This is a genomic window from Bradyrhizobium sp. BR 1432 (assembly GCF_051547705.1).
Lineage (GTDB): Bacteria > Pseudomonadota > Alphaproteobacteria > Rhizobiales > Xanthobacteraceae > Bradyrhizobium > Bradyrhizobium zhanjiangense.
The window spans coordinates 3,035,766-3,055,367 of the sequence record NZ_JBPUGF010000003.1; the positions used below are offsets into that span (position 1 = coordinate 3,035,766).

General features: G+C 64.7%; 21 protein-coding genes. All 21 read right to left on the reverse strand.

The genetic code is table 11. The features are described from left to right. Positions 1 to 55: 55 nt before the first annotated feature. Positions 56 to 1,102, reverse strand: a complete 1,047-nt coding sequence (locus tag ACSKB8_RS14455) for a flagellar hook-associated family protein (protein ID WP_438104793.1) — start codon at positions 1,100 to 1,102, stop codon at positions 56 to 58. A gap of 3 nt (positions 1,103 to 1,105) precedes the next feature. After that, positions 1,106 to 2,581, reverse strand: a complete 1,476-nt coding sequence (gene flgK, locus ACSKB8_RS14460) for a flagellar hook-associated protein FlgK (RefSeq protein WP_438104795.1) — start codon at positions 2,579 to 2,581, stop codon at positions 1,106 to 1,108. A gap of 34 nt (positions 2,582 to 2,615) precedes the next feature. After that, a complete protein-coding gene (locus ACSKB8_RS14465) occupies positions 2,616 to 3,848 on the reverse strand; it encodes a flagellar hook protein FlgE (protein WP_438104797.1) in 1,233 nt (410 codons plus the stop codon). Positions 3,849 to 3,938: 90 nt separating this feature from the next. After that, entirely contained in the window at positions 3,939 to 4,520 is a 582-nt protein-coding gene (locus ACSKB8_RS14470; RefSeq protein ID WP_128943760.1) for a transglycosylase SLT domain-containing protein, read from the reverse strand. After that, entirely contained in the window at positions 4,471 to 5,787 is a 1,317-nt protein-coding gene (locus tag ACSKB8_RS14475) for a flagellar hook-length control protein FliK (RefSeq protein ID WP_438104799.1), read from the reverse strand. Before ACSKB8_RS14475 ends, ACSKB8_RS14470 begins: the two co-directional genes overlap by 50 nt. Continuing rightward, the gene (locus ACSKB8_RS14480) at positions 5,784 to 6,974 is read right to left on the reverse strand and encodes a chemotaxis protein (RefSeq protein WP_438104801.1); all 1,191 of its coding nucleotides are present in this window, start codon (positions 6,972 to 6,974) and stop codon (positions 5,784 to 5,786) included. Before ACSKB8_RS14480 ends, ACSKB8_RS14475 begins: the two co-directional genes overlap by 4 nt. Next, positions 6,971 to 8,281 (reverse strand): MotB family protein, encoded by a 1,311-nt coding sequence (locus tag ACSKB8_RS14485; protein WP_438104803.1) that lies wholly within the window; start codon positions 8,279 to 8,281, stop codon positions 6,971 to 6,973. Before ACSKB8_RS14485 ends, ACSKB8_RS14480 begins: the two co-directional genes overlap by 4 nt. A 6-nt stretch (positions 8,282 to 8,287) precedes the next feature. Then, positions 8,288 to 8,986 (reverse strand): hypothetical protein, encoded by a 699-nt coding sequence (locus ACSKB8_RS14490; protein WP_370988442.1) that lies wholly within the window; start codon positions 8,984 to 8,986, stop codon positions 8,288 to 8,290. After that, positions 8,983 to 10,608: a flagellar basal-body MS-ring/collar protein FliF gene (fliF, locus tag ACSKB8_RS14495; RefSeq protein ID WP_249757923.1), complete on the reverse strand. Its 1,626-nt coding sequence runs from the start codon at positions 10,606 to 10,608 to the stop codon at positions 8,983 to 8,985. Before fliF ends, ACSKB8_RS14490 begins: the two co-directional genes overlap by 4 nt. Positions 10,609 to 10,903: 295 nt before the next feature. Further along, positions 10,904 to 11,815: a flagellin gene (locus tag ACSKB8_RS14500; RefSeq protein ID WP_438104805.1), complete on the reverse strand. Its 912-nt coding sequence runs from the start codon at positions 11,813 to 11,815 to the stop codon at positions 10,904 to 10,906. Between the two features lie 271 nt (positions 11,816 to 12,086). Further along, complete coding sequence (locus ACSKB8_RS14505; RefSeq protein ID WP_438104807.1) at positions 12,087 to 12,992, reverse strand: flagellin; 906 nt, start codon at positions 12,990 to 12,992, stop codon at positions 12,087 to 12,089. Positions 12,993 to 13,233: 241 nt separating this feature from the next. Beyond that, entirely contained in the window at positions 13,234 to 13,974 is a 741-nt protein-coding gene (fliP, locus tag ACSKB8_RS14510) for a flagellar type III secretion system pore protein FliP (RefSeq protein ID WP_128937942.1), read from the reverse strand. After that, positions 13,971 to 14,414: a flagellar basal body-associated FliL family protein gene (locus tag ACSKB8_RS14515; protein WP_164934357.1), complete on the reverse strand. Its 444-nt coding sequence runs from the start codon at positions 14,412 to 14,414 to the stop codon at positions 13,971 to 13,973. The genes fliP and ACSKB8_RS14515 overlap by 4 nt, the downstream gene beginning before the upstream one ends. A gap of 42 nt (positions 14,415 to 14,456) precedes the next feature. Then, on the reverse strand, positions 14,457 to 15,164 hold the full coding sequence (gene flgH, locus ACSKB8_RS14520; RefSeq protein ID WP_438104809.1) for a flagellar basal body L-ring protein FlgH: 708 nt from the start codon (positions 15,162 to 15,164) through the stop codon (positions 14,457 to 14,459). After that, positions 15,165 to 15,920 carry a MotE family protein gene (locus tag ACSKB8_RS14525; protein ID WP_438104810.1) on the reverse strand — a complete coding sequence of 252 codons (756 nt, stop codon included), beginning with the start codon at positions 15,918 to 15,920 and terminating at the stop codon, positions 15,165 to 15,167. Positions 15,921 to 15,987: 67 nt separating this feature from the next. Continuing rightward, positions 15,988 to 17,106 carry a flagellar basal body P-ring protein FlgI gene (gene flgI / locus ACSKB8_RS14530; protein ID WP_438110530.1) on the reverse strand — a complete coding sequence of 373 codons (1,119 nt, stop codon included), beginning with the start codon at positions 17,104 to 17,106 and terminating at the stop codon, positions 15,988 to 15,990. A gap of 9 nt (positions 17,107 to 17,115) precedes the next feature. Next, positions 17,116 to 17,568 carry a flagellar basal body P-ring formation chaperone FlgA gene (gene flgA / locus ACSKB8_RS14535; protein ID WP_438104812.1) on the reverse strand — a complete coding sequence of 151 codons (453 nt, stop codon included), beginning with the start codon at positions 17,566 to 17,568 and terminating at the stop codon, positions 17,116 to 17,118. 37 nt (positions 17,569 to 17,605) lie between these two features. After that, entirely contained in the window at positions 17,606 to 18,394 is a 789-nt protein-coding gene (gene flgG, locus ACSKB8_RS14540; protein WP_128936243.1) for a flagellar basal-body rod protein FlgG, read from the reverse strand. A gap of 18 nt (positions 18,395 to 18,412) precedes the next feature. Then, entirely contained in the window at positions 18,413 to 18,742 is a 330-nt protein-coding gene (locus ACSKB8_RS14545; protein ID WP_370988438.1) for a flagellar hook-basal body complex protein FliE, read from the reverse strand. Positions 18,743 to 18,744: 2 nt separating this feature from the next. Then, positions 18,745 to 19,161 carry a flagellar basal body rod protein FlgC gene (gene flgC, locus ACSKB8_RS14550; protein WP_060735083.1) on the reverse strand — a complete coding sequence of 139 codons (417 nt, stop codon included), beginning with the start codon at positions 19,159 to 19,161 and terminating at the stop codon, positions 18,745 to 18,747. An 11-nt stretch (positions 19,162 to 19,172) separates the two neighbouring features. Beyond that, positions 19,173 to 19,574 (reverse strand): flagellar basal body rod protein FlgB, encoded by a 402-nt coding sequence (gene flgB, locus ACSKB8_RS14555; RefSeq protein ID WP_091879906.1) that lies wholly within the window; start codon positions 19,572 to 19,574, stop codon positions 19,173 to 19,175. Positions 19,575 to 19,602: the final 28 nt, after the last annotated feature.

Sequence of the window (19,602 nt, forward strand, 5' to 3'; positions counted from 1 at the left end):
GCACGGGAGACCGAATAACAAGACAAGGTTGCGAGCCTTAGCAGCGAACTTTAGCTCAGAGATAGTTGATGAGGCTGATCTTCTGGAGCTGCGAGGTGAGCGCGAGCGCCGTCTGGATCTGGGTCTGCAAGGTGTTGACCCGGACCGACGCCTCGGTCGGGTCGACCGCCTCCATCTTGACGATCTGGTCGTTGAGGATGTCCTTCTGGATCTTCAGCTTCTCGGTCGCGCCGGTGACGCGTTGCTGGATCGAGCCGACCGTGCCCCCGAGCACGGCGAGATCGTTGATCGCACCGCTGACGAGGCTGATGGCCTTGTCGACGACGACCTGGAACGTATCCTTGCTCAGGCTCGTGTTTCCGAGATCGGTGAGCATGGTGTAGGCCTCGGCCAGCTTGCGGAAGCCGGGCTGGTTGGCGCTGACGGAACTGTCGACGACCTCGGTCGTGGAGATGCGGCTCGACAGCGTCTGGTCGGTCGCCGACGACCAGTTGGTGTTCCAGGCCGGGCTCGCGAACTCGGTGTCGAGGGTGTTGTCGAGAAAGTTCTGCATCTGCGCCGGAGTGATGGTGCTCACGCTGGCCGAGGACTGCGCGAAGCCGAAGCTCGCGAGGAAGTCCGCGTCGACCTGGTTCTTGCTGGCCGAGCCGGCGGTGTAATTCGTGACCGGCTGGGTCTGCGTATTGATGCCGCCGAACAGGTACGAGCCGTTATAGGAGACGTTGAGCGCGCCGATGAGATCCTGGAGATTGGCGGATGCGCTCGGCAGGATGATCCGCGCACCGCTGTCGGCGTCGCGGGCGGCGATCAGGTTCTTGAGGAAGTCCGACGCAGTCGTGCCGAGCTGGGTGATCCGGTTCTGCGTCACGTCAAGCCGACCCGCGACGAGCTCGTTGGTATCGACGAGCTGGTCGGCGAAGTTGAATTCGGCGCGCAAGCTCACGTCGCGGCCCGTGCCCGTGCCGAGCTCGAGGCCGACGTCCGCGAAGCGACCCGTGGTCGCCTCCTTCGAAGCCTTGCTCAGCGCGCTCTGATTGTTGGTGATCGATGACCTCAAGGACGAAGACAGCATCAAGGTCGAGATGTAGTTCGCGCTCATCATGACTTAATTCCCCACGGCAGCCAGCAGGCTCTGCAACATCTCATCGACGGTGGAAATGATCTTCGACGATGCCGAATAGGTGCGCTCGACCTGGAGCATCAGCGACATCTCGTCGTCCATGTTGACGCCGTTGACGTTGGACAGCGCCGCGGTGCTGCGGTCGAGCAACGTGTTCTGGTACTGGACGCTGTCGTCCGCGGCCTTGCGCTGGCTTTCGATCCAGCTCGCCGAGGAGGACGCGAATTCGATCACGCTGCCGCTGGGCTTGCCCTGCGCCGTGGCGTCGAATGGCTGCGGCGCGTCCATCTCGTTGATGAGCTGCTGGAGCCGCGCCGAGAAGCCGGCATTGCCGGTCGTGTTGTAATTATAGGCGGCGTTGCCGCTGATCGCGCCGTCGCGTAGCAGGTTCGGGTTGCCGCCCGAAGCCGGATCGACCGACGCGGCGACACTGATCGTGCCGGCAAGACCGACCGAAATGGTGGCGCTCGCGGGCATCGCGGGCGCGCCGGGATAGGTGAAGAGGCCGGGCACGTCGGGCAGCGCGGCGCCGGACTGGTCGACTTCCTTGAAGGCGTCGATCAGACCGCGCGCGATTTCGTCAAGCTGGCTCTGATACGTGACCGTGGCGTTGTCGCGCAATTCGGCGAGCCCCGCGAGCTTGCCTGTCTTGAGCGGCATCACGGAATTGGCACCGGTGACCGGGACGCCGTCGATATAGACCGCATTGCCCGTGGTGCCCGGCGTATAGACGTTGGTCGCCGTGAAGCTCACCGTTCGCGCCGTCTTGTCGAACAGCACGACGCCGCTGTCGGTGTAGAGCGCCGCATCACCGTTGGCGCGGAGCGACATCGAGACGCCGACCTCCTGCGACAGCTTCGAGACGATGCTGTCGCGCTGGTCGAGGTAGTCGGTGACGTCGTCACCGGAGATCGTCCCCCTCACGATCGCGGTGTTGACCTTGTCGAACTGGGTGAGGAGCTGATTGATATTGGCGACCGACGTCGCCATGTCGGCGTCCGCGCCTTCGCGGACCGATTGCACGGTCTTGGTGGCCTGGTTGAGCGCGGTCGCCATGTCCTTGGCGGAGGTCACCGCGGCCTGCGCCAACGTCGCGTTGTCCGTCGAGTTCGCGTATTGCTGGAGCGCCTGCTTCAGCTTGGTGAGCTGGGCGGTCGGCGACTGCTCGAGCTCGGGATCGTCCACCGTCGAGGTCGCGATCTTCTGGAGACCGTCATAGATCGCGCTCTGCTTGGCGGACGCCGACGTCGCGGTCAGGACGTTGGTGAAAAGGCCGCCGCTGGCGGCTCGCTGGATCGCCGCGACATAAACACCGGCATTGGGAAGATTATCCAGCACGGCGATCTTGCGCGAATAGCCGGCCGTGCTGGCACCGGCGATGTTGCGCGAGATCGTCGACGACTGGATGCCCGACGCCATGAGCGAAGCGCGAGCGGAGTCGAGAGCGGCGGTAAGGGACATGATTTGCTCTTGCCCGGGATGAGCGGTCGAGGATTCAGCGCTTCAGGTTGACGACGACGTCGAGCAGGTCGGCGCCGGTCTGGAACGATTTCGAGTTCGCGGTGAAGCCGCGCTGCGCCTCGATCATCCCGGTGAGCTCGTCCGCGAGATCGACGTTGGAGTCTTCCAAAGCGCCGGACTGGATCGTGCCGAGCCCGCCAGTGCCGGCATTTCCGGCCTGCGCGTTGCCGGAGTTCATGTTGGTCGAATAGACGTTACCGGGCTCGGGCGTCAGATTGTCGGGGCTCGCGACGTCGGCAAGCATGATCGTGTAAAGCGTCAGCTGCTGGCCGTTCTTGAGGACCGCCGTCACATGGCCTGCCTCGTCGACGTCGACCTTGTCGATGGCCGAAGGCGCACTGCCATTGACGGTCGCCTTGAAGCTGAAGTCCGTGCCGGCCTGCGTCATGTTCGACAGATCCATGGTCAGCGCCGCACCGCCCGGCACAGTCACGGTGAGACCCGTCGGACTTGCCGCAGCCAGGGCGCCCTTGCCGGTCGCGGTGGTGTCGAAGGTAAAGGTGGTGGCGGGGGCGAGCGAGGTCCCGGTCGCGGAATCGTAGACCTGGATCTGCCAGGTATCCGAGCCAGCCGCGGTCGCGGTGTGCGACATATAGACGTCAAGCGTAACGGGCTGGCCGATATTGTTGTAGGCCACGATCGAGCTTTTCGATGAATATGATGCCGGGCCAGGCGGACCGGCAATAACAGCCGCATTCGGATCCAGATTTCCGGCCGTTAGCGTTCCCGCCGTCGACGGCACGGGCACCTGCGAGACCTGGGAGATGTTCACGATCTGCATGCCGGCCAGACTGTTCTGTGAGAAATTGGTCACCAGACCAGGCTGACCGAGAAGATAGTAACCGGCCGCGTTGACCAGGTTGCCCTGGCTGTCCGGCACGAACGAGCCTGCTCGCGTCAGGAACTGCTGCGTGTTAGTGGCGTTCGACACCACGAAGAAGCCATTGCCTTGAACGGCGAGGTCCGTCGTCGACGTGGTGAACTGGGTATGCCCGGCGTCGCTGATGGCGTAGCGGACAGTCGTCTCGACGGCCCCGGAGTCGTAATTGCCAGAGCCGCTCTTCAGGATCAGCGAGGAGAATTCGGTCGAAGCCCGCTTGTAACCGGTGGTGTTGACGTTCGCGATGTTGTCCGAGACCGTCGACAGCTTGTTGGATTGCGCGCTCATCCCGGAAACGCCGGTGCGCATAACGCCGTAGAGGCTCATGGATTGGGCTCCTGTGGTAGGTTGAAGTTACAATGAGGGTTCTTGCTTGCGCGGGGCTGATGGTGGGGAACCGTGCACAACTTGATGTCGTCAGGTCGTCTTCGGCTGACAGAACGAGCGCGCCTTGTCGGTCCACGCGCCAAAGCCGCTGGAGACGAGATGGGCAACGATGTGACAGACGTAGCGCTTCTGCGCCGGCTGATTGTTGGGCCCTGCATTGTAGCGGGCGACCGCCATGGTCCAGCTGCCCTCGCGCTGCTTCAACTCTTTCAGGAAGAGCGCGGCATATTCGACGTTCTTGGCCGGATCGAACATCGCGCGCACCGAGGCGAACTTGTCGCCGTGATAATAGTGATTGATCTGCATGCAGCCGAGGTCGATCAGCTTGATGCCCTTGCTTCGCATGGTTTCGAAATTCGCGATCGCATCGTTCATGTCCTTGGCGAACACGGTCTGACCGTCGGCGCCGAGCGCATAGGGATGGAGCGCGCCGCGCCGCCCGGTCTCGGTGAGGCCGACCGCATAGAGAATGCCGAGCGGAATCCCGTGCTGCCTGGCCGCACGCGCCATCTCGCGCTCGCAGGGGCGCGCGTTGTCGACCGCCGCCTCCGCAGCGCCGGCATTACAGATAAACAGGGCCGCGACGAATCTGCGGCGCCACGTCCTGGTCATGACGCGTCTCCTGATTGGGCTGGCGCTCCTGCCGGGCCTGCTTCGCGTCGCCGTCGGACTGCCCCGACGACGCGCTGGCGCCACCGAACGAGCCTTGCGACGGCGGCTGCTGCTGGCTCGAAAGCTGCGACTGCGACTGGCCGGAGCCGCTCTGGAATCCATCCAGCGAGCCGTGCTGGACCGGCGCGACGTCAGCGACATAACCGGCCGACTGCATGAGATCGCGGATCGAGTCGCGCTGCTGGTCCAGCATCTGGCTGGTGTCCTTGCGTTCGGCCGCGAGGTGGACCGACACTTCGGCGCCGACGAGACGCAGGCGCACGGTGACGTTGCCGAGCGCCGGCGGCTCCAGATTGATGGTCAGGATCTTGAGCGGCTGATCCGGCGCGTTGGTCTGGGACGCTGCGGGATCGGCGGTCGCAGAGGTCGTCGCGGATTCCTTCAGCTCGGCGACGACGGCGTTGGCGACCTGTTGCGGCGCGTTGAACTGCGCCGGCGGCAGATGGGTCTCCTGCTGCACCACGGTGACCTTGGTCGTCTCGGGCAATGCATCCCGCGCCGAGGCTTTGACGGCGCGTTCCACATTGGCCGTGACGCCCTCGAAGCCAGGTGCCGCCGGCATTGCCTTTGGCGATGTCTCGCTGCCTTGCTGTGCGGCCGGGGGCGCTACGTCCTGAGAACGCGTGCCAGCCGAAGCGAGAGCGGACGGCGCGGACTCGGTTGTAGCGATCTTCGCCGTGCCGGCGGCCTGAACCTCACGCTTCGTGGACATGCGCTCGTCGCGTGCGGTCGCGTCTTTCTTGTCAACCGCCGCCGGCTGCGGCTTCGCGGCCGGCACGGCGGCGAGCTCCTGTCCGACGATCGCGGGGATGCCCGGCCCATTCGAAACGTCCGGCTTTGCGGTCGGGTCGACCAGATCTTCCGTCTCCGACGATTCGCCCGTCTTCCGGTCGCCGGTCTTGTGACTGGACTTGGGCTCGTCAGCCGCTGAGATGCGGTCGGACGTCGCCTCGTCATTCGCCGTGTCTTTTCCGATTGGGTGCGTCAGACGCGAGCGCAGTGCTCCGGCCTTCGCGCTCGTGTCGCTGCCCTGATCGTCGAGCGCGCGCTTGGCGAGATTGGAGACGGTGTGGAGCAGATCGTTGAACGACGAGTCTGCCGACGATTTCGCCCCTGCGCTCTTGCCGGCGCGCGACGTGCTGCGCATGTTGAGGCTTTCGGCGAGGCCCGAGAATGGCTGTTCGGAGGTTCCGCTGAGCTTGGTCATGGACGGCGATCCCTGGTGAGGAGTTCAAGTTCGCCGAGCTGCTTCCGCGCACGCGCGATGGTCGCGGTCGATGACGCGAGGTCGAGGCGCGCCGGCGTTGCTGGAGGCTTGTCGCCTGCGGTCGCGGATCCGCCGGCGAACGGCTTGCGGACGTCGAGCACGAGCTGCACCGTCGCATTCAGAAGGGGAACGTCGCGCTCGGGCAGCTTCGAGCGGTCGAGTGCCTTCAGCTCGGCGAGACCGCCATCATACTCGTCGGTGAGCGTCCGCGAGGCGCCACGGAAGAAATGCGCACGCTCGCGATCCGCTGACGCATCGGCGCTGAGCGTCAGCGCACGCTCGCCGGCGAGCCGGGTCACGGCCAGCTGTCCGCGCACCATCGCCGCGCGCGCGATCACGAGATAGAGCTTGAGGCGGCTCGCGCGATCGATCTGCTCCAGCAGGGTTGTGATCCGCGCAAAGCGGCGCTCGTCGAGCGCGAGGCTTGATTGCGTCAGGCCCGTGGAGAAGCGCTGCCAGAAATCGCCGGCATAGATCGAGTTGCGGTAATGGCGGATATAGGCCAGCGTCAGGAACTCGAACTTGTCGAATTCCTCGGCCTGCCCAACCAGCAGGATCTCGCGCCGCAGCGCCGCCTCCTCTACGAGCGTACCGGGCAGGAGCAGGCGCGCGTCGTCGAGGCGCTCGATCGCGAGCGAGGCCTCGGCACGTGCGAACAGCGCGCCCTGAACCAGCGCGACCTGCCCGCCCAGACCCGACGGAAGCGTGCGCGGCTTGACGTCCTTGAGCAGCTCGCGCGCTTCGTCCTGGCGGCCCTCGACATAGGCCAGCGCACCATCGAACAGTCGCTCGTCGACGTTCAGCTTGTCGCGCGGCAGCTTGCGGACCACCTGCGGCGCGCCGCCGCTGAGCAGATAGATGACGACGGCCTGGCCGTTCCGCGCATTGCTCCACACGCCCGCGTCGGCGGCGAGAAATTTCTCGCCGACCTGCCGGATCAACGCGATGTGGCTGCCATGCGCCGCGGTGTCACCATTGGCGATGCCATCCTGCACAGCCTGCAATGCGCGCACGAGTTCATACGGCTCCGCCGCTGTCGATACCGGGGCTGGCGCAGGCTCGGCCAATGCGCCTGCCATCGTGAACGGCAGCAGCAGCAAGACGGTGCGGAGGAGCGGCCGGATCAAGGGCGCTTCTCCCGGATCAGGATCTCGATCCGGCGATTCTGCGCGGCCGCCGGATCGTTCGGCAGTTTCGGCCGCCGGTCGGCGTAACCTTCGACATGCTCGATCCGCTGCGCATCGACGCCGGAGCGGACCAGCATGTAATAGGCCATCTGCGCACGGGCGGTCGACAGCCGCCAATTGTCGTAAGTCTCCGACTTGTACGGCCGATTGTCGGTGTGACCGCGGACGATGATCATGCCAGGCCGCTTCGTCAGCAGCGGGCCGATCTTGTCGATGACGCGAACGAGCTCGGGCCGCGGCTCCGCCGAGCCGACCGCGAACATGCCGAAGCTCGCATCGTCGGTCAGGCTGATCAGAAGGCCTTCCTCGACCTGACGAACCTCGGCCGCCGGTCCCGCGCCGGCCTTGACGTCCGACAGCGCGTCCGCGATCGCAGACTGAAGCTGCTTGACGGTTGGCTGCCGCGTTTGCGCCGCATCGCGCGGCTCGTTGTCCTTCGTCGTATCATTGGGCCGCGCCTGCGCGGCGGCATTGGCCTGAGCGGTCGCTTGGGCGCTGCCCTCGCGCGAGGATTGCGACGGCGCAGGCCCGGGCGGCAACAGGGGCGAGAGGCTTGCGGACGGGCTATCCGCGTTCGGCGCCACGCTTCCGCCCGCATCATCCACCTTGGCGCGGCGCGCCTGCGGTTCGCTCTGACCCGTGCCGGACGCATCGCGCGCGGAGGCATTCGGCTTCGGCTCGCTCTCGATGATGCGATCCGCGTCCTTGGACATCTGCGGCGCCAGCTTCCAATAGCCGGGATCGAAGGGATCACGGTAAGCGTCGCCACCCTTGAGGCCGTCCTCTTCGGCCGATGTCAGGGCGCCGGCGCGACGCTGGCCCGAGGCCTGGTTCGCACTATTGGCGATCTCGGCGAGCGTCGCATAGGGATCGCGGAACAGGACCTTCTCTTCGTAGAAGGGCGGTTTCTCCGCCGTCGGCGAGTCGCCGCGACGTTCTTCGTTCGGCCCCGCCGGCTTACGCCTGCCGTCCTGGCCTTCGAATGACGACGGCTCCTTCCTGGAGAGGTCCTTCAGACCCTTCGGAGCAGGTGCATTCTCCGCGAGCTTGATCGGATTGAAATAGCTCGCGACCACCTGCTTCTGGTCCTGGTTGAGCGCGTTGAGCAGCCACATGACCAGGAAGAACGCCATCATCGCGGTCATGAAATCCGCATAAGCGATCTTCCAGACGCCGCCGTGCGGCTTCTCGTCGTCGAAAGCGCTCCGCCGGCGGATGATCACGAGCTCTGGCTTGACCTCATTCATGGCGGACTACCGGCGCGCCTCCTTGAGGCGTTCGCTCCAGGCCGAGATCTGGGTCTCGATCACGGTCTGGTCGGCCACGACGCGGACCTCGAAGGTGTCGGCGGCCTCATAAGCGATGCCCGTCCGCCGAGCCTTCTCGAGCTGCGCCTTCACTAGGTCCAGCAACTCGCTCGGGCCGGTGACCTTGAACACCGGCACCGGCGAATTGCCGGTCAACGCCGCGATCTGCTCGACCAGCGACTCGATTGCCTTGTCGCGGACCGCCTCCGTGAGAAACGGCAGCAATATCCGCGCAACCGAGCTCGCGATATTGGTCTCAATCTCGCGGCAAGCCGTCTCGAAGCCGTTGACGATGGTGGCCGCCTGCTGGTCGGACCACTTGGCCCGCTCCTCGCCGAGCCGGATCGCGCTGCGGACGCGTTCCTCCGCAAGCCTGGCCTCGCCTTCCGCGACGCCGGCCGCATGGCCGCGACGATAGGCATCGTCGAGAAGGTTGACCGGCGGAGCTTCCGCTGCCGGGGACGGCGGCTGAAGCTGCTGCTGCGAATGGGGCTGTGGTTGCGGCTGAGGCTGAGGTTGCGGCTCGCGCCGAACCTCCCTCGGCCTTGTCAGCACGTCCTGGATCTTCGGCGGCGGAGGCGGCGGCGATTTGGCCCGGCCGTTCGCATCGAACTGCGTCAGGAGCTTTCCGATTGCTGCGTTCATGCCGCCTCCTCGCGTCGCATCCAGTCTTTAAGGATCGCGGCCGCCTGCATCTGATCGAGCCGGACGATCTGCTCCAGCCGCTTTTGCGGCGTTCGCTGCATCTTGCCTTCGAGATCTTCGACGAGGTTGAGCTCGGCCTCCTCGCTGTCAGGCAACGCCAGGGCCGCGGCCTCGAGGGCGGCAGCCTCCGCTGCCTCGGTCTGCTCCTGTTCGGCGCGATGGGTGAGAATACCGTTGACCGCCGGCCGAAGCCCGAACCAGACCAGCATCGAGGCAACGGCGAGGATGGTCACCGCGTTGATGACGCTGCCAAGCTGCTTGTTGATCATCTCGACGAAACTGATCGGCGGCACCGGCGCCAGCTCGCGCGAGCCCTCAATGAAGTCGACGGCCGTCACCTGGATCTGGTCGCCGCGCTGCTTGTCCAGTCCGCCGGCGGTGGCCGCGAGCTGGCTGATCTCGGCGAGCTTGCTGTCGATGATGGCCTGGTTGCTCTTGTCGCCGAGATCGGCGACGAGGCGCGCGCGGTTGACCAGGACCGCGATGAAGAGCTTCTTGACCGAATAGCCGTCGCTCACCGTCGTCGTGGTCTTGGACGACACCTCGAAATTGGTGACGTCCTCGCGGCGGGTCTTGTCCTCGCTGGAGTTCTTGCTGCCGCCGGCGTTCACCTGCTGATCGGGGAGGTTCTGCTGTACCGTGGTCGGCGTCGACCGGTCCGCGTTCTGCGAAGACTCCTTCTCGCGCACGTTCCGCACCGAACGCTCGGCGCGGCTCTCGGGATCGTAGACGGTTTCATTGATCTGCCGCTTATCGGTGGAGAGCTGCGGTGCGACGCTCACCTCGAAATTGTCGAGACCCAGATAAGGCGTCAGCGCCTTGCGGATGTTCTCCTGCACCATGCCGCCAACGGTCTTCTGGAGGCTTGCCATCTTGGTCGGCGCGGCGCTGGCCTCATCCTCTTCGGCGAGCAGCATGGAGCCGTCGGCGTCCAGCACCGTCACCTTGTCGCGGCTCATGCCGGGAATGGCGGCGGCGACGAGATGACGGATCGATTGCGCCGTGCGCGCCTCGATCGCGCCGTCGGTGCGCAGCACGACCGATGCCGAGGGCGGCTGCTGCGTCGCGCGGAACGAGCCGCGTACGGGCATGACGATATGCACGCGCGCGGCCTTCACGCCCTTCATCAGCTGCACCGTGCGCGCAATCTCGCCTTCCAGCGCCCGCAGCTTGGTGACCTCCTGCATGAACGAGGTCAGGCCGAGCGAGCCGATCTTGTCGAACAGCTCGTAGCCGGAATTGGCGCTGGTCGGCAGGCCCTTCTCGGCAAGCAGCATCCGCGCCTGCATGGTCTGGCTCGGGCGCACCGAGACGGCGTCTCCGGCCGTATTGACGTCGAAGGCGATGTTCTGCTCGCGCAGCGCGGCGCCCATGCGCGTCACGTCTTCGCGGGTGAGGCCAGTATAGAGCGTCTCGAATTCAGGCCGGCTCAGATAGTAGGCACCGCCGACGACGGTGACGAGAACGGCAAAGCCGATCAGCCCCAAGGCCATCAGGCGTCGTGGCCCAAGCTCCAGCAGATTGTTGAGCAGTTGCTGTACCTGCGCACGACTGAGCAGCATATGACCTCGTAGCAATGCGAACGTATGAGACACTCCGCTGCCAACCTTGTCTGAAGGTTGCGCGCGGACGCGAATGTGTCGGTTCGCTGGCGAGGCGTTGCAATCTTACAAATTCGGTAGCGCAATCGACATCGGCAACGGACGGCCGGACGCATTGCCGCCCGAGCAGCCGCGACATGTCGCATGAAATCTGACGTCGGAAGGTCGATTTCGGGCACGTCTTGTGCCGTCACGTCCGCCGATCTCGGCGAGGACCGTGCTCCGCGGGGAGCACGGTCGTTTTCGAAAACGCCGCTTAGCTGCGGAACAGCGACAGGATGCTCTGGCTGTTCTGGTTGGCGATCGAGAGCGCCTGAACGCCGAGCTGCTGCTGGGTCTGGAGCGCCTGAAGGCGGGTCGATTCCGCGTTCATGTCGGCGTCGACGAGCTGGCCGATACCGCGATCAACCGAGTCCATCAGCGACTTCACGAACTCCGTGTTGTTCGAGATGCGGTTCTTGATGGCGCCGAGGTTCGCGGCGGACTGGCTGACGGTGTTGATCGCGGCGGTGACCTGCGCGATGTAGCCGTCGAGCGTGGTCTGGTCGGTCGCCGAGTCGGTCAGCGCAGCGATGCTGATCGTGTCGACCGATGCAGTGCCGCTCACCGTGTCCAGGATGCCGGCCGTGGCCGAGGTGTAGAGCGAGTAGTTGGCAACCGTCACCGTGATGGTGTTGATCGTGGGCGTGCCGCCGACCCGCGAGAACGACGACACCAGGTTCACCGTCGCCGGGGTGGTAGCGGTGGTGCTCAGCCAGTTCACGCCGTTGAACGTCGCCGCGTTGGCGACGTTCTTCATGTCCTGCTGGATCTGGGTGATTTCGGCCTGGATCTTGGTGCGGTCGATGCCGGCGGTCTTGGCTTCGACCAGCAGCGCCTGGAGCTTGGTGAGGCCGGAGTTGCTGTCGCCGATGACCTTGTTCAGAGCGGTGTATTCGGTGTCGACGGTCGCAGCCGACAGACCGAGCGAGTCCGACACGGCGGAGAGCGCGGCGTTGTCGGCGCGCATCGAGGTCGCGATCGACCAATAGGCCGAGTTGTCCGAAGCGGTCGCGACGCGCTGGCCGGTCGAGATCCGGTTTTCGGTCGTCTGCAGGCTGGCGCTGACATTCCGGAGGGTCTGGAGCGCAGTCATTGCAGCGGAGTTGGTAAGCAGGCTGGAAGCCATCTTTGATGTCCCTTTGAAAGCAGATTGGATTTTGGGGACATACCGGGCTTGCACCGGTACGACAGGGCGGCATCATGCCTTTGGGATGCGGAAATGCGCGTGAACCCAACCCGTCGTAGCGGCGAGACTAGCCAGCGAAGCTTGTGCGAGGCTTGTGGCCCTGTGATCGGACCGCAACAGGTAAACCGGCATCATGGCGCGCGCGACATCGCACCAAACGAAAGGGCCGCGCTTCACGAGAAGCGCGGCCCTCCCCGGACTGTCTTGACGCTTAGCGGAACAGCGACAGGATGCTCTGGCTGTTGTTGTTGGCGATCGAGAGCGCCTGAACGCCGAGCTGCTGCTGGACCTGGAGGGCCGCCAGGCAGGTGGACTCCTGGTTCATGTCGGCGTCGACGAGCTGGCCGATACCGCGATCAACCGAGTCCATCAGCGACTTCACGAACTCCGAGTTGTTCGAGATGCGGTTCTTGATGGCGCCGAGGTTGGCGGCACCCGAGGAGACCGTGCCGATCGCCGCGGTGACCTGCGCGATGTAGCCATCGAGCGTGGTCTGGTCAGCCGCCGAGTCGGTCAGTGCACCGATGTTGATGGTGTCGACCGACGCAGTACCGCTCACCGTGTCCAAGATGCCGCTCGTGGTCGAGGTGTAGAGCGAGTAGTTGGCGACCGTGACGGTGATCGAGCCGGTGGTCGGCGTGGAGGCGACGCGCGAGAACGACGACACGAGATTGACGGTCGCCGGCGTGGTGGCCGTGGTGCTCAGCCAGTTGACGCCGTTGAACGTGGCCGCGCTGGCCACGTTCTTCATGTCCTGCTGGATCTGGGTGATTTCCGACTGAATCTTGCTGCGATCGATACCGGCGGTCTTGGCTTCGACCAGCAGCGACTGGAGCTTGGTCAGGCCCGAGTTGCTGTCACCGAGAACCTTGTTCAGAGCGGTATATTCGGTGTCGACCGTCGCGGCCGACAGACCGAGCGAGTCGGAGACGGCGGAGAGCGCGGCGTTGTCGGCGCGCATCGAGGTCGCGATCGACCAGTAGGCGGCGTTGTCGGAGGCGGTTGCCACGCGCTGGCCGGTGGAGATCCGGGTCTGCGTGGTGGAGAGTTGCGAGCTGACAGACCGCAGGGTCTGGAGCGCGGTCATGGCGGACGAGTTCGTGAGCAGGCTTGACATTGCGAATGTCCCTTTATGTACGCGTTACATTTTCACTTTGGGACATACCGGGTTTTCACCGGTACGGAGGGGCGGCATCATGCCTTTGGACTGATGTGGGTGGGGTCCAACCCGCCGTGACGCCTTGCTAGCACACCGAATCTTGCCGCCGGATTAAAATCGCCTTGAATATCATCGCTGTAGCGGCGGTATCGTAGTTACCATCCGCTAACCATGATGACGCGGTCCGAGCCGCGCTCTTTCAGGAGAACGACCGCACCAGTCCGGAGGCGAGCAGGTTCCAGCCGTCGATCAGCACGAAGAACAGCATCTTGAACGGCAGCGCGAGGATCGTCGGCGGCATCATCATCATGCCCATCGACATGGTCAGCGTCGCCACGATCATGTCGATGACGAGGAACGGTAGGATGATGAGGAATCCGATCTCGAACGAACGCCTGAGTTCGGAGATCATGAAGGCCGGAATGATGACGCGCATGTCGATGCGCTTGTCGTCGAACTTCTTGCGAAAGCTTTCCGCAGCGAGCGCCTCGAAGGTCTGGAGATCCTTGTCGCGAACGTGGGCCAGCATGAACTCGCGGAAGGGATCGGTGATCTTCAGGTAGGCCTCTTCCTCCGAGATCTCGTTCTTCATCAGCGGCTGGACGCCGGTCTCCCAGGCGCGGTCGAATGTCGGCGCCATCACGTAGAAGGTCATGAACAGCGCGAGGCTGATCAGCACCAGGTTGGCCGGCGTGGTCTGGAGGCCGAGACCGGCGCGCAGGAACGACAGCGCCACCGCAAATCGCGTGAAGCTCGTCACCATGATGAGCAATCCCGGCGCCACCGACAGCACCGTGATCAGCGCCATCAGCTGGATGATACGGCCGCTGGTCGAGCCGTTGCCGGGCGGCAGCAGCGAGTTGAGGTCCGGAATCTGGGCCAGCGCCACTTCGGGCAGCACGACCAGGATCAACGCGAGTAGCAGGACTCTTACTCTCACTGGATCACCAACGTCTCAATGATCAATTCGCGGACCTTGCCCGACGAGCGGATATTGGCGCGCTCGGTCAGGTCGTCGCGCAGGTGCTGGAGCCCGCGCGATCCCTCGAACTGGCCAACCGACGCCGACCGCAGATAGGTGATGATGTCCTCGCTGATGTGGGCGGCCAGGATGCCGGCATCCTCGTCGCTCATGCTCTCGGTCACCATGGAGGCCTCGACGCGGGCCCAGTTGTTGGCCGGTGCAGCGAGATTGGTCACGATCGGGGACAGTTTTCGAAGCCGCGCGCTGCCGGCGTAGCTCGAAGCAATCGGTGGCGGCGTGGCGCTCTTCTTCGCGTCGGCCACGCGCTCAGCGGCCGCAAACAGATGCAGGCCGGCAAGGGCGCCCGCACCGATCGCGACAAGGGTCAGCACGACAATGGCCGCAATCAGGCGCATCACGTCCCCTGCCCTCGCGACGCGGCTCGGCCGGTGCGGATCTCAGAATGGTGCCACGGCGTCATAGATCCGGTGTCCCCATCCAGGCTGCTGCACGTCAGACAGATTTCCACGGCCACCATAGGACACGCGCGCCTCGGCGATCTTGTCGTAGGAGATCGTGTTGGCCCGCGAGATGTCGCGCGGACGCACGATGCCGCCGACATTGAGCACGCGCATCTCGGTGTTGACGCGGAATTCCTGCGAGCCGCTGATCATCATATTGCCGTTCGGCAACACGTCGGTGACGATGGCCGCGATGGACAGCTTGATGTCCTCGGTGCGGTCGATCTGGCCATTGCCCTTGATCTGGGTGTTGGTGCTGAGATTGGCGTTGGCCTGGCCCTTGTCGCTCCATCCTGCGACGTCCATCAGCCAGTCGAGCCCGAACTTGACCTGCGAATCGCGCGAGCGGCCGGTCTTATTGTCGAGCTTGGCCTTGTCCTGCATCGAGATGATCACCGTCACGACGTCGCCGGTACGCCGGGCGCGGGGATCGCGGTAGAGATCGGTGCCGTCATCCCAGGTCGATCGATAGCTGACGGGCGTGCGCATGCGCGGCGTCACCGGGATCGGATCGGCCTGGGTCCTCAAGCCGCTGCCGACCGGCGACATTTGCGGGCCGGTCAGAACCTCGGCCGGATCATGGAAGCATCCGGCCAGGAAGACGGACGCCAGTACGAGTTGGAGGATGAGGATCGGCTTCTTCATCTATTTGGTCTTTCCGTCATCCACACGGCGCATCCCGCCGAGCAGGTCGGCGAGGTGCGCCGCACGGGCCGTATCCATCTCGTTGAAGATTGCGCTCGAGCTCCTCGGGCTGAGCTTGGCGAGCACGGCGGCGGCGGTCTCGTCGGCCATGCCAGCAATCTGGGTCGCCGCAGCCTCCGGCTTCATGCGCGAATAGATCTCGACGACGCTGGCTTCGGCCTTCTTCAGGAAGTCGTCTCGCAGCGCCATCCACTTCTCGTATTCGGCACGCTTGGCCTCGACCTCGGCGATCCGTTCGCGGAGCAGGTTCTCTGCCTTCTCCAGCTCCTTGAGCTGCCAGGCCAGCCTTGCATCGACTGCGGGGTCGGCCACGTTGCTGCAGAACAGCGCGGCGTCATTGTCGGCGGACACGGCGGCCTGTGGCGGTGTGGGCTTCGGCGGCGCTGTGACGCTGCCGGGTTTGGCTGCACGTACAGGTGCCGGCGCCGGCGTCTCGGAAGCCGGCACTGCGCCCGTGATGGCCGGACCTGAATCTTCCGCCGCCCAAGCCGTCGCACGGACGGAGGCGCTTCCGCCCGGAATCGGGGTGGCCGGCGTGCCCGGCTTCTGCGGTCCGGACGCGCGGGCACGCGCGAAGGAGAGCAGATTGAGCGGCTTCGTCGGCTTCGCCTCATCCAGCGCCAGCACGGGCGAAGCGCCCGCAAGCGTCCACACCGCGACGAGGAGGAGTTTGGCTTTGTGATCCAGCTTCAGCATCGGGCCGCGTGCGATTCTCGGTCGAGACCAGAGCATTGAGCGACCAAGCTTGCACGACGCTTGTGCATCATTGCACGATGACATCGGCCTGGAGCGCGCCGGCCGTCTTGATCGCCTGGAGGATGGCGATGATGCCTGATGGTTTCAGGCCGATCTGATTCAGCCCGCGTACGAGGCGCTGGAGATCGACGCCGCTCAGGATCGCCACCTGCGCGCCGGCCTCGTTGGCCTCGACCACGGTCTGCGGAACGACCACCGTCTGACCTCGCGAGAACGGCGCCGGCTGCGACACCACGGGAAGCTCGGTGACGCGCACCGTCAGATTGCCGTGCGTCACGGCAACGGTCGATATCCGCACGTCGCGCCCGATCACCACCGTGCCGGTGCGCTCGTTGATCACCACCCGCGCGGGCGTGTCCGGCTCGACCGTCAGCTCGCCGATTTCGGCCAGGAATCGGACCGGGCCGATGTTGCGCGGCTTCGACAGCACGATCGTGCGATAGTCGCGCTCGAAGGCGATCTGCGCGCGATAGCGGCCGCCGGCGTAGCGGTTGATAGCATCGAGAATGCGCGTTGCGGTGACGAAGTCCGGGTTCTTGAGCTCCAGCACCAGGAATTCCATTTCATGGAGGCTTCCCTGCACTTCGCGCTCGACCAGCGCGCCGTTCGGAATGCGCCCCGCGGTCGGCGTGCCCTGACTGACGTTCTGCGCCTGGCCGCCGACGCTGTAGCCGGCGACCGTGATCGCGCCCTGCGCAACGGCATAGACCGCACCATCCGCCGCCCGCAGCGACGTCATCACCAGCGTGCCGCCAAGCAACGAGGTCGCATCGCCGAGCGACGACACGGTCACGTCCATCCGCTCGCCGGCACCGATCGAGGGCGGCAGGTCCGCGGTCACCATCACGGCGGCGACATTGCGCGTGCGCAGCGTCGTCGGACGCGTCGGATTGTTGGTGCTCGTGGTCTCGTTCCTGACATTGATGCCCATGTTCTCGAGCATCGATTGCAGGGACTGTTCCGTGAACGGAGCATTGCGGAGCGTGTCGCCGGTGCCGTTCAGGCCGATGACGAGGCCATAGCCGACGATCTGGTTCTCGCGCAGTCCCTTGATGTCCGCGATATCCTTGATGCGGACCGCGGCCTGAGCGCTGGCGGTAGCGAGGAGGAGGACGAGCGCAAGCAGGACTTCTGGTCATGACCCATCCACGACCTTGACCGTGCCGTCCGGCTGGACGATGCCCCTGATGATCACGCCGGTGTCGGTGTTTCGCACCGGGATGAGCGCGCCGGCCGCGCCCGATTGCATCGCCGAGCCGTAGGTGACGATGGACAGGCCGCTGTCTTCCACCACGACCTTGACCATGGCGCCGCGGGCGACCGTCCAGGGATCTTCCACCGAATTGGTCGGGATCGGCTGGCCCGGCAGCAGCGTGCGCCGCGCCATGCGACCAATCAGGACCTGACGTCCTTCGATGAACATGGCGACTCCGAGCAGGCTCGGCGCGAAGGCGCGCTCGGTGATCATGTCGTCCCGGATCAGCTCGCCCGCGCGGATCGAGACGGCCGGCACGGGAAGCCGCTTCTCCTCGGCCGCCGCGAGGCGCGCCGAGACGAGAACCAGCAGCACGGCGGCCAACCCGCGCATGATCAGGCCCACCCTGTTCAACATCGAGACACCGGAACTAGCGCATGCCCTTCGAGACAGTCGAAGCCATTTCATCCGAGGCCTGGATGACCTTGGCATTCATTTCGTAAGCGCGCTGCGCCGAGATCAACTCGGTGATTTCCTTGACGGGATCGACGTTGGAGGCTTCGAGATATTTCTGGTTGATCTTGCCGTAGCCGGAATCGCCCGGCAGCCCGACGACCGGCGTGCCGGACGCCGTGGTCTCGCGGTAGAGATTGCTGCCCAGCGGCTCGAGGCCCGCCTCGTTGGCGAAATTGGCGAGATTGAGCTGGCCGATCTGCCGCGGATTTATTTCCGTGTCCAGCTTGGCGAACACCTGCCCGGTCTGGTTGACCGTGACCTCGACCGTTCCCTGCGGCACCGTGATCGCGGGGTCCAGCAGATAGCCGTCGATCGTGACGAGCTGGCCGTTGGCATTGGTGTTGAACGAGCCGGCGCGGGTGTATTGCACCTCGTTGTTGGGGCCCAGCACCTGAAACCAGCCGCGGCCGTTGATCGCGAGGTCGTAGGGATTGCCGGTCTGCGTCAGCGCGCCCTGGATGTGCAGCTTGCGGATCGCCGCCGACTTGACGCCGAGGCCGAGATTGGCACCCTCCGGAATCGGCGAGGAGCCGTTGACATTGGCGACACCCTGCATGCGGTCCATCTGATAGAACAGATCAGTGAATTCCGCGCGCGCCCGCTTGTACGACGTCGAGTTGATGTTGGCGATGTTGTTGGCGATGACCTCGATGTTGGTCTGCTGGGCGTTCATGCCAGTGGCCGCAATGGCGAGCGATTTCACGATCGTCACTCCTTCAGATCAAATCGACATCCGAACGACTTCTTGGTAGGCCTGCACGACCTTGTCGCGAACCGCGACCGCCGTCTGCAAGGCCTGTTCGGCCGACATCAGCGCCTCCACGACGCGCCGCGTCGATTCCTTGCCCTGCATCGCCGAGATCGACGCCGCTTCGCCCGCCTTCAGAGTTCCGATCGCGTCCGTCGTCACCTGCTTCATCACCGATTCGAAGCCGACATCGTCACCGGCCTGGATCGCGGTCGTCGCCGCCGGCGAGATGGCCTGCGTCTCGGTCGCGCGGCTCGCCGCCTGACCGGCGGAGATCGCCGTGGATGAAATTGCCTCAAGCATTGTCAGCTCCTCAAGAGGTCGATGGTCATGCCCAGCATCGACCTCACCTGCTTCACAACCTGGAGATTGGCTTCATAGGACCGGTTGACCTCTCGCATGTCGGCCATCTCGATCATCATGTTGACGTTCGGCAGCTTGACGTAGCCGGCCTTGTCGGCGGCGGGATGCCCCGGGTCGTACTCGACGCGGTACGGCGTGGTGTCGACCCCGATCTCCTTGACTTTCGCAAGCTGTGCACCCGAGGCACGATCCATGGCGGCATCGAAGGTGATGGTCTTGCGCTGATACGGATCAGCCCCGGCGGTGCGCCCGGTCGACGTCGCGTTGGCGAGGTTCTCCGAGACGATGCGCATGCGCGTCGATTGCGCTTCGAGCCCGGAGCTTGCGACGGTCAATGACGACTGCAGAGAGTCCAGCATATCAATTCACCTCAGGCCTTCGCACTCGACAGGACCATACGGTGAAACGACCGCACGATCGCCGAGTTCATCGAATAGTCGCGATTGACGTCGTTGCCCTTGATCATTTCCTGCTCGAGACTAACCGAATTGCCGGAGTGAACCACTTCCCAGCTGTCCTTCTTAGCGATCTTGCGCGTGTCGGTCTCGGCGGCGGACAACTGCATGTGCGAGGGCGAGGTCGTCGCCAGCCTGACTGGCATGCCGTCGAGCACCTTGTTGAAGGGCTCGACGTCGCGCGCCTTGAAGCCCGGCGTGTTGGCGTTGGCGACGTTGGTGGCGATGGTCGACTGGCGGAGTTCGAGGTACCGCGCCTGCGACGATGCGAGTTCGAAGAGATAAAGCGGTCCCACGACAGCCCCGTTCTGGTCCATTCGGGAGAACCCTAGGGCGTTAAGCTTT

What these genes read in the sequence shown, in the direction of transcription:
- ACSKB8_RS14455 (WP_438104793.1), bottom strand. Translation starts at nt 1,102, where the DNA reads ATGATGAGCGCGAACTACATCTCGACCTTGATGCTGTCTTCGTCCTTG.
- flgK (WP_438104795.1), bottom strand. Translation starts at nt 2,581, where the DNA reads ATGTCCCTTACCGCCGCTCTCGACTCCGCTCGCGCTTCGCTCATGGCG.
- ACSKB8_RS14465 (WP_438104797.1), bottom strand. Translation starts at nt 3,848, where the DNA reads ATGAGCCTCTACGGCGTTATGCGCACCGGCGTTTCCGGGATGAGCGCG.
- ACSKB8_RS14470 (WP_128943760.1), bottom strand. Translation starts at nt 4,520, where the DNA reads ATGACCAGGACGTGGCGCCGCAGATTCGTCGCGGCCCTGTTTATCTGT.
- ACSKB8_RS14475 (WP_438104799.1), bottom strand. Translation starts at nt 5,787, where the DNA reads ATGACCAAGCTCAGCGGAACCTCCGAACAGCCATTCTCGGGCCTCGCC.
- ACSKB8_RS14485 (WP_438104803.1), bottom strand. Translation starts at nt 8,281, where the DNA reads ATGAATGAGGTCAAGCCAGAGCTCGTGATCATCCGCCGGCGGAGCGCT.
- ACSKB8_RS14490 (WP_370988442.1), bottom strand. Translation starts at nt 8,986, where the DNA reads ATGAACGCAGCAATCGGAAAGCTCCTGACGCAGTTCGATGCGAACGGC.
- fliF (WP_249757923.1), bottom strand. Translation starts at nt 10,608, where the DNA reads ATGCTGCTCAGTCGTGCGCAGGTACAGCAACTGCTCAACAATCTGCTG.
- ACSKB8_RS14500 (WP_438104805.1), bottom strand. Translation starts at nt 11,815, where the DNA reads ATGGCTTCCAGCCTGCTTACCAACTCCGCTGCAATGACTGCGCTCCAG.
- ACSKB8_RS14505 (WP_438104807.1), bottom strand. Translation starts at nt 12,992, where the DNA reads ATGTCAAGCCTGCTCACGAACTCGTCCGCCATGACCGCGCTCCAGACC.
- ACSKB8_RS14515 (WP_164934357.1), bottom strand. Translation starts at nt 14,414, where the DNA reads ATGCGCCTGATTGCGGCCATTGTCGTGCTGACCCTTGTCGCGATCGGT.
- flgH (WP_438104809.1), bottom strand. Translation starts at nt 15,164, where the DNA reads ATGAAGAAGCCGATCCTCATCCTCCAACTCGTACTGGCGTCCGTCTTC.
- ACSKB8_RS14525 (WP_438104810.1), bottom strand. Translation starts at nt 15,920, where the DNA reads ATGCTGAAGCTGGATCACAAAGCCAAACTCCTCCTCGTCGCGGTGTGG.
- flgA (WP_438104812.1), bottom strand. Translation starts at nt 17,568, where the DNA reads ATGCGCGGGTTGGCCGCCGTGCTGCTGGTTCTCGTCTCGGCGCGCCTC.
- ACSKB8_RS14545 (WP_370988438.1), bottom strand. Translation starts at nt 18,742, where the DNA reads ATGCTTGAGGCAATTTCATCCACGGCGATCTCCGCCGGTCAGGCGGCG.
- flgC (WP_060735083.1), bottom strand. Translation starts at nt 19,161, where the DNA reads ATGCTGGACTCTCTGCAGTCGTCATTGACCGTCGCAAGCTCCGGGCTC.
- flgB (WP_091879906.1), bottom strand. Translation starts at nt 19,574, where the DNA reads ATGGACCAGAACGGGGCTGTCGTGGGACCGCTTTATCTCTTCGAACTC.